This is a genomic window from Candidatus Omnitrophota bacterium (assembly GCA_040755155.1).
GTDB lineage: Bacteria > Hinthialibacterota > Hinthialibacteria > Hinthialibacterales > Hinthialibacteraceae > JBFMBP01.
Genome location: JBFMBP010000039.1, coordinates 48,821 through 65,018 on the forward strand (window position 1 = coordinate 48,821; position 16,198 = coordinate 65,018).

Consider the following 16,198-nt stretch of genomic DNA (forward strand, 5'->3'; position numbering starts at 1 on the left):
GATTGGATCATGGCTTTCGTCTATACATTGGGACATTGGGAGCAGAACTCCTTCGTCGGCCTGACCGAAGCCGACGCTTTCTTTGCCGATCATATCGACGCGGCCTTGTGGGCCGGCTATACCAACGAGGTCAAGCAGCGGGCGCTGATTCTTGCTTCGCGCATTCTCAATACCGTTTTTCTCTTCGCCAACGGCAATCCTTATTTCTCTTCTGGGCCTTACGCCCAGGCGCTTGCGCTGCCCCTGGACGACCACGACGCCGTCAGCGGAACCGCGACCGGCGGAACTGCCGGAACGCTTATTTGTTCCTCCTTGGCGAACCCGGAAGCCTACCGCAACGATATTTTTAACTATGGCTCCATCCGCATCACGGAAGGAGCCAACATCTACGAGCATAAGCCGATCACGGATTTCGACGCTTCAACGGGGACGTTAACTGTGGGCGAAGATTTTTCCTCCGCTATCGACGCCACTAGCGGCTTCCTGATCCTCTATCCCCTTCCGCGCTACAAACGCGAAGCGGTCTGCGAGTTCGCGCTGATCGTCGCCCGCACCGGAGGCAAGTTCGACGCGGCGCTCAACGCCAACGCCCTGGAGCCGGGCGGATCCACCCCTTCCAACGTCTTACCGGGACGGGTGCTGACCATCCTGGAGAATCATCGCAAGGGGACGCGAAAGGTGGTGCGCTGATGCGAATGTCGGAGACGCGCATCGCTTCCTATCCCACGCTTGTGGCGCTAACGCCCGCCACGGGGCAGAGCGACTTTCCGAAACCGGTTTACGGAACCGCCGTCTCCTGTTTCTGCCGGGTGGAAGGTTCCCAGCGTTTGAATCTGCGGGGGGAGGACGCCTTGCAGCGCACAGATTCGCGAACCTTTTACTTCCAACCGGGCTGGACGTTAGGAAGCATCCTCACCGCCGCCATGACTAGCGCCTCTCTAGCCGTGGGATCGTTGATTGCCTATGACGGGGCGAATTACAAGGTGGAGGGCGTCGAGCCGCGCCGGGACGAGTGCACGGACGAGGCGATCGAGGTAATAGCCTACGCCTCCTATGCGGGAAAGGCGGAATGATGGCTTCGAAAGTGGTCATAGAAAATAAATTGAAAGTGAAATCGTTATCCCGGAATTACCGGGCGGCGATTCTAACGATGCTGAGCCGCATCGCCGATCATTTGCAGGGGGAGGCGGCTCATATCCTGGAGAGTCACAGCCATGCAAACGGGACGGGGCATATCTACAAAGGGAATTTGTTCGACGATCTGCGCAGCGAGCGCTTCGCCAACGGCAATGAGGATAAAGATCAAATGGGCGTAGCCTGCTTCGTGGGCGGTGCAAGCAAAGATTACGGGGAAGTCATCCACAACCAGCGGAAAGTCCCGGCCAAGGCGCCGCCTTACGCCGCTCTCTCCGAGTGGGTCGCCTACAAGTTGGGCATACCCAAGGACGATCCTGAGCATTTCATCGTCGTGCGCACGATTCAGCGCAACATCGCCCGGCGGGGGCTGAAGAGCATAGGACGCGACGGCCTGCAATTCTTCTGGGGGCCGCTCTTCGAGAATCATAAGAAATATCTGGAATGGATCGGCAAGGCTTGCCGGAAAGTGAGAGCATAATGGCCAACGTTTTCCCGCAATCCAAAACAGCGAAGGTCGAGCATCCGCCGCTTAGCGAAGCGCTCTACCAGGAATTTTCCATCGTCTATAAGCAATTCCTGCTCGCCTGGCGTTGTTTCGGCGAAGAAGTTTCGCTCGGCCTGGAAACCGGCAGGATGCGGGCGTTCGCGGTGGAAGGCGAGGAATGCTTTTCCGACGTGAAGTCGGCCTATAAACATGCCACAACGGCCTGGCGACGCTACCAGGATCGGAAATTGATCGAGTTGCAACAGGAAGCCGAAGCGCAGAATACGAATGGCCGGGAGAATCCGAGTGACCGCGAGGATTGAAAGCGACGTTGCCGATTATATCGCCGCTCATGTCTTCGGCTTGAGCCGGTGGAACGAGACAGAGCAGACGGGCAACGTCCGCGCGGGCGCGCGCAACGCCCACTGCACCGGCTTGCAAGTCGCCGTGCGGCGGACGGGCGGAGCGGGCAAATCGCCCATTACCGGTATGCGGAAGGCGAATGTGGAGATCGCCGTCTACGGCGATGGCGAGGCAGCGCTGGATATGGCGGAAGAAATCTTCGCCCTCTTTGAGCGGCCTATCGGTTTTGTTGGCGCAACCACGCGGATCGCCAACGTCATGACTACGGAGGATCAACCGCGCGATATGTCACTCATTGAAGGCGACGTGTCGCGTTATGACATCCCGCTGCGGGCGCAATATTCCGTGATTCCTGAGACAGAAGAGGATGAACCATCGGAGACAAGGGCGACTGATCGGGGAATACCTCACGACCTGCGGCCTTCGCCTTCCGAAGACATCAAAACCGGCATCCGCAAACGGACGCAACGAACTACGAGAGGAACAAGAATGTGAAAACCATCCAGTTAACCAACGGGAAGACCTGCGAGATCAAGCGTCTAGGGGCGCTCTCGCAGGCGCGAGCGCTGGGGATTATCTCCGAATTAATTGGCGACGAGCGCGTTCAGCGCGGCTATGCCGAAATCGAACAGCGGGGCGCGGCTCTTGTTTCTCAAGAATCCATGCAATTGTTGGGCGGCGTATTGCAAAGCCTCTTGATTGATCATATCGGCGCCGTCACCGAATTGATCTTATTGGCCTCTTCGTTGGAAAATAAAGACCTGGAGGTGGACGGCGATGACGCCATTGGACTCCAAGATATCGCCGCCATCCTGACGGCGGCCTGGGAAGAGAACGGCATGAGCCGAATGATGGAGAAATTGGGAAACGCGCCAAAGCCGCCCGCGATGGGCGGCGCCGACCGCAAAGCCGAAAAGAAAGCGCCCCGTCGTTAGAAACGATTCTATTGGACGCGCTTGGTTCGGCCTACGGATGGGGAACAGCGGACATTGAGGCGATATCGCTGACGCAAGCCGCCGATCTGTTAGACGCCATCGAACGCCGGGAGGCGGCGGAAGGACTTAAACAAATCGGGATTATGGCGTCGGCCATCGGTTTATGCTTTTCCGGCAAGAAGACGGAGCCGCCGCTGGTAGGAGAGTTGAAGCGAATCGCCGAAGGGCGCGGAGCGCGCGGCGGCAATCTCATAGACCTCGACGCCTTCCGGGAAACGAAGGCGGAAGCGGAGCGGCAATATCCTCAACTATTCCACAATAAGAAAATCGCAAGGCAAAAGGAAACGTAATCATGGGAACGACGATCGATGGCGGAACGATACTGGCGCGGTTGCTGTTAGAGGATAAGGAGTTCAAGGCGGGCTTGAATCGCATAACGAGCGCGGTGACGGCGGCCTTGCCGAAGATCAAAGCGGCGGTCTCCAAAATCGGGGAGACGATTTCCGGCGTAGGGGCGCGTATGGCCGAAATGGGAGAAAAACTTACCTTCATCGGCGGCGCCGTTTTCGCCCCGATGGTTCTATCGATGAAATCGTTTGCCGACAAGAACGCCGAAGCGCGGGCCAAAGTGCAGGAATTGTCGGCGGCCATCGCCGCCATGCCGCAAGGGATGACCGTCGAAAAGGCGCAAGCGCAGCAGCAATTGCAGTATTACATGATGGTTATACAAAAAACCCAGTCGGCGGCGAATTCGCAAAATCAATTAATTAATGCCTTTAAAACATTGAACAACGTCATCGCCCAGCTTCTCTGGCAAACTCTCGGTCCGTTTGTTCCGCAAATCGTCGCGGGAATCCAGGCGTTTATAGCCTGGATTAAAGCCCATAAGGAATTAGCTGCAAGCATCGTCAAGGTGGTGGCCGCCGTGGGACTGATTGCCATTGTCGTCGGTCCGCTTTTGGCTGTAGGGGGAAAATTCATGGTAATCCTGGGCGGCATGATCGGGCTTATCGCAGCGCTGATCAATCCGGTTACTTTGGCGATAGCCGCCTTTTCTTTATTTTTGTATTTATTCCGGGATCAAATTTATCCGGAACTTGAAAAGCACATAGAAAAGATTAAGGAGATTTGGAAAGAATGGATAGATGGCAAGAAATCGATAGCCGATTCCCTGACGGAAGCGGCAAGGCAAATATGGAATTTCTTGAAGAATATTTTGGCGGCCATTCTTGACGAGGGGGCCGCTCTGATTCTAAAAAAAATATCCGATTTTACCGGGGCCACCGAAATGGAAATCCTATTTAGGTTGGCGAATTTATCCGTGGAATGGGATTCCTTTCTTGAGGAAATTCTCGCCAGTTGGAAAGAATTTATCAAAAACCTGATTCCGGGGTACAAAACGCTGGAAAGCATCATGAATTATGTTTCCGGATTGGGAAGCGGCGGGACGGCGGTTTCCGGCCCCGGATTTTGGGATAACCTTTCGGCCAATCTGGCTCCGACGATGGGATCCAGCGCATTCACGCAAAATAATAGTTTTCCGTCGGCGGGCATCGCCACGACGGATTTGGTGAAGGCCATTTCCGAAGCCGTAAAAAGCGTGACGCAGAAAGAACTCGAAAAGATCGCAGAGGGGTTGAAATGACCCTCTACGCCGATTCCGCCTACCGTCCGCGCCTGGTCTACGGCGCTGCGACGTTCCTCTTCGACGACGGAGAGACGCGCATCGCCATTTTCGATCTCTCCCGCGAGCGGACGAAGCGGACGCAGGCCTACGCCATTCCCGGCGTCCCCGGCCAGGTCATCGTGGGCAAGCCGCTCACGGACGGCATGCAAATCTCCTTCTCCGTGGAGATTGCCGCCGCCGATTTAGCAACTTACGTCGCCCGGCGCGAGGCGCTGAAGACGGCGCTCGACGGCGGCGCCGACGGCAAACTGGATTTCTACCTGCGCTACCAGGACGCTTCGAACTATTACGCCTTCAAGAACTGCGTTCTCTTCTCCTCCACGCTGCCGGACGGGCCGCATGATCCGCTGACTGACGATATCGTTCCTCTGATGCAGGGATCGATAACGCTGATAAGCGAAGACGCGGAGCCAATCATCGTGGAGGATGGTGAAACGCAAAGCGCCGATGCGGACGAACTCTTAATCGATCAGGTCTACGAAGGCTCGCTGGCGCTGTACGCCTCCCAGGAAGCCGTGGTGCAGAATACGCTGGGCGAGGTAAAGGCGCGCTTTGCGGCAATCGTTCCCGCCATCGACATCGTCGGCGTTCTATCCGCGGACGGAACGCCCTTCGCGGGGACGGGCGGCGTTTCCGATCCCGATGCGCAGGCCGTCCATGCGCAATCGTTCCAGATCGAGGGGGGAATCACGATTCAGAATTCTTTGGGCGAAACCATGGCCATTCTTTCCGAAGAAGCAGGCGGCTTTAGCCTCAAAGGAGTGGTTTCTCAGACGCTATGAAGATAGAAATTTCAATCATTTCTTTTATCGATCAGATGGATGACATCAACGCAATCGTATCAAATTATTTGCCTGTAGATGATAGTTCTTGGGAACATTATGGTTCCGAGAATGAGAGGATTCTTAATAAAATTTTCGGACCCAAAACCGCCTTAGAATTTATTGAAGATTTGTTATCCTCAGATTCATACTCTCATTTCGAGGTTCGGCGATATGAAAGTTAGGATGGTCTCGCAAACGCTATGAGCATCCTCATCCAGCGCTATCAAGGCGGCTTGACGGTGCGCCTGGCGGCGGGCGAGACCTTCGAAATCCGCCGCCATACGGGGCGGATTCTGCTGCGCATCACGATGGGAAACGACGAAGCGTCGATTAAGGTGGAGACGATTCCCATCGCGACTCACGACGCCGGTTACGACGGCCTGGGCAACACCGGCTGGCATACGGAGCCGACGACGGAACAGCGGGCGACTGATCGGGGAATACCTCACGACCTGCGGCCTTCGCCTTCCGAAGACATCAAAACCGGCGTCCGCAAACGGACGCAACGAACTACGAGAGGAAAACGAACATGAATCGAACTGGCAAGCATCTCTTACTCGTCGGCCTGATCCTGGCCTATTCGCTGGGCGTCTGCGCCGATCCCGTCCCCCAAGTGAAGAATATTCATCCTCTGCCCGCCGAAAGCGTCGTCGGACAGCCGATAACGGCGGTAATTCCTTTAAGCGGGACGGGATACATAACCGTACTGCATAATTGGATCGTTTTTGATGTTACTGGGACCATGATTGATGATTTTGCGTCCAGTCAATATTTATCCGCAGCGACTGAAGGTTGGAGCGACTTATATTTTCAGCGGATTGTCTACACTCCTACGAGCATCGGATCGATTGTTTTGTCGGTAACCGATCCATCAATTGATGAATGGGCGACATGGACGGCGCGCGTCGTCGCTCCGGGCAAAATCCTCCAATCGACCATGTATTATTTGACCTCCTCGATCTCGCGGGACGACTCCTGGACCGTCTCCAGCCCTATCGTCCGTTCCTGCTCCGCTTATTACGACTCGGCGTTGGAAGAGGTTTACGTCAACGACCAGGACGAGATCGTCGATTACCACGTCTCCGTCTACGACTACTCCACGGCCATCGAGAATTTTGTCCAGAAGCGTTGGGATTATTGGGGACTGACGCAATCTGAGGTTACGGCCATTCTGCAACGCGCCGTCCCCGATGGGGATGAGACGCGCTACCACGTACAGGAGTGAAGACCGTTGGCTTACACCCGTTATTTCGCCATCCGCTCGGGCGCCGCGCCCTACTCCCTGCGTTCGCTGGGACCCGCCAACAACGGGGCGGCCTCCCTTTCCTGCGTCCTGCTGGGGCGCGAGGCGGGCGGCTTGTGCGACTCCGCCGAGGCGGAGATTCCGGCGGCTTTTCCCGAGGACTGGGGCATTCGCGCCTGCGACTGGCTGATAGCCGGTTACAATTCCTCTAATCTCTGGTGGAGTGGGATAATCGACAAAGTGGATTTAACCGGCCCTGGCGGCGGAACTGTCCGAGTAAGCGCTAAGGGTATAGAGCACGAACTCAAGAGCATCTATCCCGTCGTCGATTTTGGCAAGGACTATGACGAAACAACCGCTGAGGGCGATCCCTACGCCACCTATCAAAACCCCACGCTTAAAGCGATAGCGCGGACAACGTCAACCCCATCGATAATCAAGACACTGTGGACTGATTACATTGTCGGCAAGGTGCGCGGCGTCGCTGTAGGCTCTTCCTGCGACATCGACTCCGCCGACACTGGAACCGATGCCGCCTACCTTGTCTATGACGGCTCCGTGTCCCTCTATGAGATTCTCAACTCTCTGGCGGAACGGACGGGCATGTCCTGGGGCTTTTATCCCTCCAGCGTCATGAATGTTCATACCTTCTTCTTCAAGCGTCCTTCCGGCGTCTTCGATCCCAATCTTCACAAGTTTTATTACGGCGTCAATTGCGTGGAACTGGCCGCCGAAACCAACCAAAACCAGGTGGTCAACAGCCTGACGCTGACCGGCGGCGCCGTTCCCGAAATCGGACAGACTTTTTCGCGGCTGATGGTCGATCCCCAATCGCAGGAGCAATACGGAGCGCGGCACGTAACGAAACGGATTCCCGGCGTGCGCCGCACCATCGACGCCCAGGTTCATGCGGCGGCCGTCTTCGACCGCCGCCGTGATCCCTATCCGGCGCTGCGCTGCAAGTGCCTGGCCGTGGGGACGACGGCGACGGACGGCAAGCGCTCCGTGCAAATCCTCGACGATTATTCTCTCATCTATCCCGGACAAACGCCGATCCGGATCGCCGACGAGTATGGCGCGGGCTACAACCTCGACGCCTCGCAGCGGCTGACGAATCAAATATCCGTCTTCTTCGGCGAGACGGCCATAGAGATGGAATTCACGCTCGGCGAGGCCAAGCCGCGGACGCTGGACCTGTGGAAGGACGCTCTCCTGCGCAACGTCGGAACCCGCCCGCGCCAGGGCTGGGAATATACTGCGCCCGCGGCCAAGACCTGGGACCCGGGCGTTCGCACGCCGAACTGCCGTATGGACATCTGCTCCCATATCGGCGTCGTGGAAGCGGACAACGGCGATGGCACCGGAACCGTGCGCATCGCGCAAGACGCCGAGGGGGGCAGCGACGCCGACCCCTATCGAGAACTCTATACGAATATCCCCCTTCCATCCGGCATCGAGGTCGGCGATTCCGTCGGGATCAATAAATACTACGAAGACGGCGAGTTGAAGGACGTGGGGACGGAGGCGCTGAGCGCCACGGCGACGGGGGCAGTTCCGGTAAGCGAAGACGACGTCATCAAGATCGTTAATTATCATATGAACGCTACGGGCCGCATTGCCCTCAGCAACCTTACGAAAATCCGCGACCTGGGCGATGCGGTTCTCTCCGGGCTGGACGACGCGCTGCTGGAACATGCGGAAGGCGACGGCATTCCTCAAGGCCGTTTGGGACAGATCGTCCGCCTGCCCGCCGAGAATCTTCCCGCTCTCTGCTCCTCCATTCGCGCGATTCGATCGGAGACCTTCGACGCCGCCTTGTCCGAAATCCGGGCGGCGTTCCCCACCGGCGCGCCGGACGAGGCGAAACTCTTCGACCGCGTGTTGAAACTGTCGAACGATGGAAAAGTGGGCCTGGCCGCCGTGGTGAAGGTGGTCATCGCCGAGATCGTACGGAATTTGTATCTGCAAAACGCCTCGGATTACGAACGCGGTGAAGTGGTGGCCGCGCCCAACGCGGTTACGAAAGCCAATCCCTCCTAATGAAAGGACGATTCAATGGACATTCCCAATTTCGACCGGACGAAAACCGAAATGCCGGCCTTTCCCGACAAGGGAACGCCGGAAATTTCCTTCAAGGATTTGACGGAAAATAAAACCGATCTGTTGAAAGCGGTTCTGCCGCCTCTTCTGCCGCTGTTTCCCAAATGGCTGCATCGCGTCGTGCTGGCGGCCTCGGACAATTCGGAGGACGAACGAAACGTTTCCGATTGCTCGATCGATACGGAGTACCGCCAAGCCTACATCCGCCTCTATCCCTCTTTCTGGGAGATGACGGAAATTCGCATGGCTCAAGCCTTGATCCACGAAGTGCTGCACATCGCCGTGGAGCCGATCGCCGAAGTGGCGAAGGAATTCATCGAATCCGCCTATCCCGACAAGGGGCCGTTCCGCGATTTCTCGGATAAGGTGTTCGTCCGGTCGGTGGAGGGAACCGTCGAGGACCTGGCGCGCTCCATCTGGGAAATACTGGCGGCGAATTCTCCGGAAAAGGAGGACGTTCTAGCCCATGCCGGGGTATAACTACTTCTCGGAAGGCGTTCTCGCGAAGACGGATTGGAACAATCTGGCGCTGGCCGTCCAATTGAACCTCAACTACCTGGAGGGCTTTGCCCATATCTATCCCTTGACGGAGATCGTCGGCAACTTGGAGGTTGTCCCGCCGCCCGTCTGGTCTTATCGCCGCATCCATAACGGCGTCCTCCAGCAAGAGACGCTGATGCAACGCATCGACCGCGTGCGCGCCGCCATCGGCTTCGCTCCCTTCGAATGGCCGTCCGGCTTCGACCTGGAATCCTCCGCGCGGATGCTGAGCGCGGCGGACTTGCAGACGCTGGCCCGCGCCGTGGGCTGCCCCTACGAGGCGAGTCAAACGCAATATCCGAGTATGGCAATGTGCGAACCGGCCTACGCCGCAACGAATGAAACGCGGACGGGATACGAATCAACTGTTGCTATTGTCTGGAGAACTAGTGGGAGCGGGATTGATTATTACACAATTTCGCGGGGCGCAAGCATGAGATCGTCAATTCATCGAACCAGCTTAAACGCTGATGCAAATCGAGCGCTTGTAAAATATATAGATTATGAACCATTCCCTGGAATGCCTCTAAAGAAATGGCGCGGCTCTTCACCTATTGAAAAAATTCAATCTTTCGCCCATGCGATTGTCGAATGCCTAGCCTGGCCGGTTACGGCGCATACGGTAGCCAAATGGTATGATTGCGGCGTAGCGGAGGCTTTCTTTGCTGCTGGGCTTCCCGATCCTTCCAAAGCATCCGGGGCGTTAACGTGTCTGGGTGAAACAATGGATATCGGAAAAGACATAAAACTATTTAATGGGACGCTCTATTTTAATGATTTGAATCATTCAGAGGGCGTAATTTGCTTTTTGCCAGCCAAATACCCAAAAAGCCAAGAATATAGCGATCCGAATGATTGGCAATTTTTTACAGAACCTGATTCTCCTGGAATCATTGGGGCGCAATTCGTTCCATTTAATTTCACGCAGGATGCTCATATAACAGCAACCGAAAACCAACCGCAAATAGCTATCCTATCTAGTCCAATCGTGAAACAAGCAAAGCATTGGGAAATCATAGTTGATTTCTGGTCACACCGTTTTCTAGTCGATACGACGGAAAAGATTCCCACGAATTATAAGGTCAGCGCCAAGATGGAAGGCAACGCCGCCATCCCAACGCTATTTAGAGCGCAAATCGCCGATGATGTTGGTAACATTGCAACAGCGGGAACCTTCGCTGAAGGAGCAGGAGCGGTGATGGATTATGTCGGAGAAACGTCGTTCAATGTGGGATGCTCCATAGATCCATCTTGGAGTGCTTTTCCTGACATCGCCGACGTGGATATCAACGATATTGAATCCTATCGGCAATTTATTTCGCAGCATACGACGGAGCAAAGAAACAATGGCTCTGTTATGAAGAGGAAGGTATGTTACGCGGAAGTGGATTTCACCATACCCGTCGTCTGGCTAGCTTCGCAGCGCTGATCCTCTCCATCTCGCTTGCGGCGAACGCCCAGCAGAACGATTGGACGCAGCGCATACGAGCGCGGGCGGGCCTCACCTCCAACGGCGACATCGACGCCACCGGGCAGACGATCCGGGGCAACGGCCTGCTGCAAGCGCTGGAGGTGCGCCAGGCCACCGACGGTAATCCGGTGACCATCGGCCAGCCGGGGCTGGGACAAATCCAAATCTACATCACCCGCGTGGGCGAGGCTTATGAGGCGGAGATTCGTTCGACGACGAACATCCCTCTGCGCCTCAACGGCGGGAGCGATCAAGTCAAATTGCTGGGGGGTGCAGCCATCACTGGCGGAACAACGAACGTTAATGGCTATTTTGAAGTAAATCAATCGCCTGTCAGGATTGTGGCGGCCACAGGAACGGATCAAGGATTGCAGATGTCGGCGTCTGCATCGAACGAGAAGGGACTGCGAGTTTATCTGGATACTGCGGCGAAGACGATCAACTTCGATAATACCCTTACCGGCGCCGCTGGATTTGCCTTCTCTCCCGCATTATCCAATCTGCCAGGGGCGAGCGGTGCATTTGCAGTTTACGCGAATAACATCACGATAGCTGCGACTAATACGACATACCTTCTTAATTATATCAACTCAACCATGTATTCGCTGGCCTGGGACCGGCTGTTGAATGAGGCGTCAACCACGACGATAGCGGATTACGTCTTGAACGTCTCCCAGTGGATCATGACTCATTTCGAGCATATCACGAATTCGACGGGAACCACGATCCCGGATTATATCGATAATCGCATTGCTTCCTATTTGGCTTCGGCTACCGCGCTCGTCCTGCCGGGAACGCTGACGGTAGGGGCGTTGCAGGGGACGAAGATCGTAGGGGATTCGATTCATGCGACGGGCGGCCTATTCGCCAGCGGAACGGTGACCTTCGCTCCCGGAACTACCTTCATCAATCCCCCTACGCAGACGGTCGATCTGACGCTGGTCAATCTGCGTCTGGATATGCTGGAATTACTATCTTCCCAGAATTACGACGATATTCAGAACCTCGAAGCCGCTCCCTCAGATCAAGAGATATTGTTTGCAGTCACCGACACCGTTACGCCAGGAACGGATTATTACGAATATCAGTTTATCGATTGGGATGACCGCGATTCGACCTATTATGACCGCGCCTGGGGCTCCGGCTTCCCCATCGTGCGTGCGGGGGTGGGTTCGGAATATACGAACTACGTGACGAACTTGGAAGGCGCCGTCGTTGCCGCATCGGCTGATCGGCGCTCTACGCGGGGCTTCCGCATTTACCTCGCCGAGGGGGAGACGTTTTCTCATGCTTGGGAAATTCGCATCTTCGGGAAGTTGATTCCCTGCGGCGGTATGGACAAGCGCGATCTCTGGACGGATGGCGGCGGGATTATGAATACAGGCATGACGTTGATGACGAAACGCATCAGCGCCGTACTGCGGCGGCGCTAAGTTTTACGCAAGTAAGTGATATTTCAAGAAATATAACATATCGAAATGATGAGTGATGAATGATGAGTGATGAAAAAGACAAAGAACTTACATTAAAAGATCGGAAGGAATCAATGAAAACGAAATGGTTTTGGCGGTTAGGCGCGGCGCTGCTTTTGGCTGTAGCGATTTGGGTGGTTTATGTGGCGTTTACTTTAATCACTGCTTTGACGGGGGCGTTCGCCGCTGAGGCTTCCATCAAAGCGGAGACGATCGTCTGCATTCCCAAACGCCCCGTCGAGATCAAGGCGGCGACGCCGGAACTGAAGATCGAATGGCGGCGGTTGCGATTGGATAAGGCGATCAAGGCGAAAGCGAAGTTGCCTTGGATTCGCAGCGCTACGGAATTTGAAAAGATCAAACCAACGGGGCTAACAAAACAGGAAGAGGCGGCGCTCAAGCGCTGCAGGCGGTTGTCATTCGAGAGAAAAAGGCGGTGCAGAAATGAATAGCGATGGTGAAAAATTATTGCGACTGCTGGCATATGCAGCCAAGGATTATGAGAGGCGTCTTTGGATGCGCATCGCGCTGATAGTGGCGTTATTGATTTTGCTTACGGCGGCGCTGATATGGATCGCGGACGATGCGGATGCGAAAACTATCGAGATTCGCAATCCAATTACTCCCGTCAATCTGGTGGACGCCGGCGGCAAGTGGATTGCGTCGGCGTCGGCATATACTGCCGAGATTGTAGTTGAAGGAACTGCAACCATCGAGCAGAGCGGAGTCATTAGTCAGTTCTTCGACGAGTTGTTTTTCGGGCGCAACGAGGCTGGTGTGATTACCTGGAAATCGCTTGATTCTCCTAAGTCTGTTATACCGGAAGTTCGCAACGGCAACGAAATCTGGTGGACAGGGCGCTGGACAAGAATCGACTATTGCCTCAAATTTACTGAGGAGAAGATTGAGAAATTTATTTATCTGTCGGCTCCGGCAAGAGACATTTTGCCCTCTCCTACTTCAACAGAGTATTTCCCTGGCGCGTTGGAAGAGCATTTGATCTTTGGTCTAGGAAGCCGTTACATGCAAGACTTGGGCGGCGCGGTTCTACAGATGGATGGCGTCGAGATTGATATTGAATCGGATCAGGCAATTGGGAATGTCGTTCGCGTTGAGAAGGACGGCAAATTCCTATACAAGATTGATTCGCCGCAATTCGATGCAGCTTTGCCTCAACATTTGGGATATCAATGTTTTCTCGGAGATTATGATCGGCTGATTAATTGCTTTCCTTGGATGCAAGCTAAAAATGCTAGATGGTTCGATCCGACATATATACTTGAAGCGGCAACTTATCTTGTTGATGGATATCTCCATGATGCTTATAACTATTATCCTGGAGACAACACCTATGGCATCTCAGTAGGTTTTGATGGTGCCACCGATGAACAATGGGGGGTTTACGATATAGATTTACCCGCCTTAGCTGCGAACTATGGGATTTCAGCAACATCAGATGGCGTATCTTTAATTACTGCATTTAGTTTAAAGTTAATTGGGCATTCGTATTCTGCCGGAAGTCCAACCGATATTTATGTTAAATACGATCCAACTCCAGTTGCGGATACAACCACATTGACATGGGCGACGCGGGACACTGCTCCATTGCCAATATGCACATGGGCGGCGGCTGGCATAGGAGAAGGAGTAACGCAGACAATCAATGATGCGGCGTTTCTGCAAAAGGTCCAGGCATGTATTGTAGCAAACATGCACTTGCAAATATATTTTATCCCTAGTTGGAGTCCGAGTGCTTCAAAGCGAGCTGTTGTATATCCAGAGGAAGCTTCCGATGTACATAACAGACCTATCATCGAGATGACGATTTACGGAGTGCCCGCTGATTTGGTTTATCCAGGCGAGTTTTTTCATCTTGCATCGCCGAAAATCGGCGCGGCATCGTTAACAGTATCAGCAAGTTTGACAAAAACTCTATATCCTTTACCAGCAGAAATTGCATTAAGCGCTTCTGGGTGGATGGAGGATATTAGCAATGCAGTACAAATAGCGAATTATACGAATGCGGTGAGTTCCGCCGATGCTTACATCTCCGGCGCATCGCCTCTTTATTCCTGGTATATAATGCCCGTAACTTATTCAAACCTTCGCGTTATGGTGGTAAATAGTGCGGCTCCTATTATTTATTATGCTTCTAATTTGCTCGATGTTTGGACTCCCTATTCCGCTGTCCACAAGGGCAGCACGGCGCAAGTGCTGGCTTCCACCTATTCGCTGATGGGTGGGGGATGGATTAAATACTACGCATACGATGGCGATGATAAAGTGCAGTGCGGGACATCGGCTACAACATTGCACACAGAGCCGAATTACGGAATTGTTGACGTGATCTTACCTTCTGCCCAACAAGATAATTCGATCCATCTAGGCGTTGAAAATCATATGTTGGCATCCGTCAGCAGGACAATATTCGCGCTGGATTATAGCGGCGGAGGCGGAACATCTGATTTTTCGGCGGATCGATTGGTAATCAATGAACATATTGCAGCGGGGACGGCCGCGGTGCTTGCGGGTATCAGCGCTAATGAAGTTTTGATCGGCGATGTAAGTTCCTCGATCTACGATCTTGCCGCGTTAAACCGCGCCCAGGATCGATTTATCAAGTGGGTTCCCAGTTCCTTCTCCGGGCGGCGGGTGACCGGCGCCACCGCTGTACTGCTGGCCGTGGGCTATTCGGGCTTGAATTCCAGCGCCACTTTCGAGGCCGTCGTCAAGCGCGGCAACGAAGCCGGCCCCAGTTACGGCCCCGCCGTCTTCGCCTACAACGCCCAGGAGTATCCCGAAATGGGCGGCATCGATTACGCCACCGCCGCTGAGACCATCTTCGGCGTCAGCCGCGCCGTGCACTACCTGAGGGCGGCGATTACGCCCGCGATGGCCACCGGCCCCTATCAGATGATCGTCACCAATAAAGACCCGGACAACGACGACATCTATCCCTATCTTACCGCCGCCGTCAACTACGAGCCGGACGTTGATTTCGACCAGGCCTCCATCGAGGCCAAGGTCGATGAGGGCGTCAACAAAGTGCTGGATCAGCTGATGGGCATCGCCAATCAGAAATATCTCAAGGTCGCTTCCGCCGTTTCCAGCGCCTCGCGCAACAAGGACGTGCCCGGCGAGTATGGCAACGCCAACGATCTTTCCTTCCCCTACGGCGTCCCCGTCTTCGTCAAGGCGCTGGTGCAGGACGCTACGGACGCGGTTTGGCGGACGAATATTGTCGCCATCGATTACCACGAACTGCTGAACGAACCGGCAATCATCTATTCCGTCACCGAGTACTCCACGCTGGAGGACGCCGTTAACGGCTTTGGCTATGCCGGACAGGTGACGCTGATAGGCGAATGATTAATCTTGGATTTTGAATTTTTGATTTTTAATTATAAAGGAAGAAAAATAATGAAAATTCTGGATCGATTTACCTATTTCCTGTGCGGTTTTCTTGCTTGCGTTGTATTGATTCTAACGACAGGCGCGCAACGGATTACTGCCCCGGACGAGCGCGGCTCCATCGCCGATCCCGCATCGATGGGGATGAAAACCTATCTCGCCCTCGACGGCTCCAACGCCCATCTCTTGCAGGTGCTCAACGCTCCGCAGGCGAACGTGACTTTCGGCGATGCCTCTGTCACGAATCTGTCCTGCTCATCCAAGGCTTCGGCGCAGATATTTCAGGCCACGCCCGGCCTCAGCGATTTGGAGGAGATCGATCTGCTCTACGGTTCCGGTGCCAGCGACAACGAGGGCGCCATCTACCGCAAGGCGGGGAGCAATATCTCCTTTTCCGTCATCGAGGGCGGCGTCGATCATGGTCTGCTCTTCGATCCCGTCGAGTCGGCGACCGACGGGCTGCGGATCGTCTATCGAGATGAATCCGGCTCTGCTACGAACCGCAAGTTTTCCGGGATGCGCTTGAACTAA

18 protein-coding genes are annotated in these 16,198 nt (G+C 54.7%); all 18 read left to right on the forward strand.

Going from position 1 to position 16,198, the window contains the following annotated elements:
* Positions 1 to 9: 9 nt before the first annotated feature.
* The 18 genes from AB1656_05085 (at position 10) to AB1656_05170 (ending at position 16,198) form a co-directional block, all read left to right on the forward strand.
* The gene (locus tag AB1656_05085) at positions 10 to 690 is read left to right on the forward strand and encodes a hypothetical protein (protein MEW6234742.1); all 681 of its coding nucleotides are present in this window, start codon (positions 10 to 12) and stop codon (positions 688 to 690) included.
* Entirely contained in the window at positions 690 to 1,073 is a 384-nt protein-coding gene (locus AB1656_05090) for a hypothetical protein (protein MEW6234743.1), read from the forward strand. The genes AB1656_05085 and AB1656_05090 overlap by 1 nt, the downstream gene beginning before the upstream one ends.
* Positions 1,070 to 1,615: a hypothetical protein gene (locus tag AB1656_05095; GenBank protein ID MEW6234744.1), complete on the forward strand. Its 546-nt coding sequence runs from the start codon at positions 1,070 to 1,072 to the stop codon at positions 1,613 to 1,615. The genes AB1656_05090 and AB1656_05095 overlap by 4 nt, the downstream gene beginning before the upstream one ends.
* Positions 1,615 to 1,944 carry a hypothetical protein gene (locus AB1656_05100; protein ID MEW6234745.1) on the forward strand — a complete coding sequence of 110 codons (330 nt, stop codon included), beginning with the start codon at positions 1,615 to 1,617 and terminating at the stop codon, positions 1,942 to 1,944. The genes AB1656_05095 and AB1656_05100 overlap by 1 nt, the downstream gene beginning before the upstream one ends.
* Positions 1,928 to 2,479 (forward strand): hypothetical protein, encoded by a 552-nt coding sequence (locus AB1656_05105; protein MEW6234746.1) that lies wholly within the window; start codon positions 1,928 to 1,930, stop codon positions 2,477 to 2,479. The genes AB1656_05100 and AB1656_05105 overlap by 17 nt, the downstream gene beginning before the upstream one ends.
* The gene (locus tag AB1656_05110) at positions 2,476 to 2,919 is read left to right on the forward strand and encodes a hypothetical protein (protein MEW6234747.1); all 444 of its coding nucleotides are present in this window, start codon (positions 2,476 to 2,478) and stop codon (positions 2,917 to 2,919) included. Before AB1656_05105 ends, AB1656_05110 begins: the two co-directional genes overlap by 4 nt.
* 11 nt (positions 2,920 to 2,930) lie before the next feature.
* Positions 2,931 to 3,269 carry a hypothetical protein gene (locus AB1656_05115; GenBank protein MEW6234748.1) on the forward strand — a complete coding sequence of 113 codons (339 nt, stop codon included), beginning with the start codon at positions 2,931 to 2,933 and terminating at the stop codon, positions 3,267 to 3,269.
* Between the two features lie 2 nt (positions 3,270 to 3,271).
* Positions 3,272 to 4,564 (forward strand): hypothetical protein, encoded by a 1,293-nt coding sequence (locus AB1656_05120; GenBank protein MEW6234749.1) that lies wholly within the window; start codon positions 3,272 to 3,274, stop codon positions 4,562 to 4,564.
* Positions 4,561 to 5,388, forward strand: a complete 828-nt coding sequence (locus AB1656_05125) for a hypothetical protein (protein ID MEW6234750.1) — start codon at positions 4,561 to 4,563, stop codon at positions 5,386 to 5,388. The genes AB1656_05120 and AB1656_05125 overlap by 4 nt, the downstream gene beginning before the upstream one ends.
* 242 nt (positions 5,389 to 5,630) lie before the next feature.
* Entirely contained in the window at positions 5,631 to 5,963 is a 333-nt protein-coding gene (locus tag AB1656_05130; GenBank protein MEW6234751.1) for a hypothetical protein, read from the forward strand.
* Entirely contained in the window at positions 5,960 to 6,655 is a 696-nt protein-coding gene (locus AB1656_05135; GenBank protein ID MEW6234752.1) for a hypothetical protein, read from the forward strand. Before AB1656_05130 ends, AB1656_05135 begins: the two co-directional genes overlap by 4 nt.
* 6 nt (positions 6,656 to 6,661) lie before the next feature.
* On the forward strand, positions 6,662 to 8,713 hold the full coding sequence (locus AB1656_05140; protein MEW6234753.1) for a hypothetical protein: 2,052 nt from the start codon (positions 6,662 to 6,664) through the stop codon (positions 8,711 to 8,713).
* Positions 8,714 to 8,728: 15 nt separating this feature from the next.
* On the forward strand, positions 8,729 to 9,253 hold the full coding sequence (locus AB1656_05145; GenBank protein MEW6234754.1) for a hypothetical protein: 525 nt from the start codon (positions 8,729 to 8,731) through the stop codon (positions 9,251 to 9,253).
* Complete coding sequence (locus AB1656_05150) at positions 9,240 to 10,742, forward strand: hypothetical protein (GenBank protein ID MEW6234755.1); 1,503 nt, start codon at positions 9,240 to 9,242, stop codon at positions 10,740 to 10,742. Before AB1656_05145 ends, AB1656_05150 begins: the two co-directional genes overlap by 14 nt.
* On the forward strand, positions 10,685 to 12,217 hold the full coding sequence (locus tag AB1656_05155; protein ID MEW6234756.1) for a hypothetical protein: 1,533 nt from the start codon (positions 10,685 to 10,687) through the stop codon (positions 12,215 to 12,217). The genes AB1656_05150 and AB1656_05155 overlap by 58 nt, the downstream gene beginning before the upstream one ends.
* A 113-nt stretch (positions 12,218 to 12,330) precedes the next feature.
* Entirely contained in the window at positions 12,331 to 12,708 is a 378-nt protein-coding gene (locus AB1656_05160; GenBank protein ID MEW6234757.1) for a hypothetical protein, read from the forward strand.
* Entirely contained in the window at positions 12,701 to 15,625 is a 2,925-nt protein-coding gene (locus AB1656_05165) for a hypothetical protein (protein ID MEW6234758.1), read from the forward strand. Before AB1656_05160 ends, AB1656_05165 begins: the two co-directional genes overlap by 8 nt.
* 51 nt (positions 15,626 to 15,676) lie before the next feature.
* Complete coding sequence (locus tag AB1656_05170) at positions 15,677 to 16,198, forward strand: hypothetical protein (protein MEW6234759.1); 522 nt, start codon at positions 15,677 to 15,679, stop codon at positions 16,196 to 16,198.

Excerpts from the sequence above, each read along its gene's own strand:
- AB1656_05085 (MEW6234742.1), top strand. The coding sequence starts at position 10 with ATGGCTTTCGTCTATACATTGGGACATTGGGAGCAGAACTCCTTCGTC.
- AB1656_05090 (MEW6234743.1), top strand. The coding sequence starts at position 690 with ATGCGAATGTCGGAGACGCGCATCGCTTCCTATCCCACGCTTGTGGCG.
- AB1656_05095 (MEW6234744.1), top strand. The coding sequence starts at position 1,070 with ATGATGGCTTCGAAAGTGGTCATAGAAAATAAATTGAAAGTGAAATCG.
- AB1656_05100 (MEW6234745.1), top strand. The coding sequence starts at position 1,615 with ATGGCCAACGTTTTCCCGCAATCCAAAACAGCGAAGGTCGAGCATCCG.
- AB1656_05120 (MEW6234749.1), top strand. The coding sequence starts at position 3,272 with ATGGGAACGACGATCGATGGCGGAACGATACTGGCGCGGTTGCTGTTA.
- AB1656_05125 (MEW6234750.1), top strand. The coding sequence starts at position 4,561 with ATGACCCTCTACGCCGATTCCGCCTACCGTCCGCGCCTGGTCTACGGC.
- AB1656_05130 (MEW6234751.1), top strand. The coding sequence starts at position 5,631 with ATGAGCATCCTCATCCAGCGCTATCAAGGCGGCTTGACGGTGCGCCTG.
- AB1656_05135 (MEW6234752.1), top strand. The coding sequence starts at position 5,960 with ATGAATCGAACTGGCAAGCATCTCTTACTCGTCGGCCTGATCCTGGCC.
- AB1656_05145 (MEW6234754.1), top strand. The coding sequence starts at position 8,729 with ATGGACATTCCCAATTTCGACCGGACGAAAACCGAAATGCCGGCCTTT.
- AB1656_05150 (MEW6234755.1), top strand. The coding sequence starts at position 9,240 with ATGCCGGGGTATAACTACTTCTCGGAAGGCGTTCTCGCGAAGACGGAT.
- AB1656_05155 (MEW6234756.1), top strand. The coding sequence starts at position 10,685 with ATGTTACGCGGAAGTGGATTTCACCATACCCGTCGTCTGGCTAGCTTC.
- AB1656_05160 (MEW6234757.1), top strand. The coding sequence starts at position 12,331 with ATGAAAACGAAATGGTTTTGGCGGTTAGGCGCGGCGCTGCTTTTGGCT.
- AB1656_05165 (MEW6234758.1), top strand. The coding sequence starts at position 12,701 with ATGAATAGCGATGGTGAAAAATTATTGCGACTGCTGGCATATGCAGCC.
- AB1656_05170 (MEW6234759.1), top strand. The coding sequence starts at position 15,677 with ATGAAAATTCTGGATCGATTTACCTATTTCCTGTGCGGTTTTCTTGCT.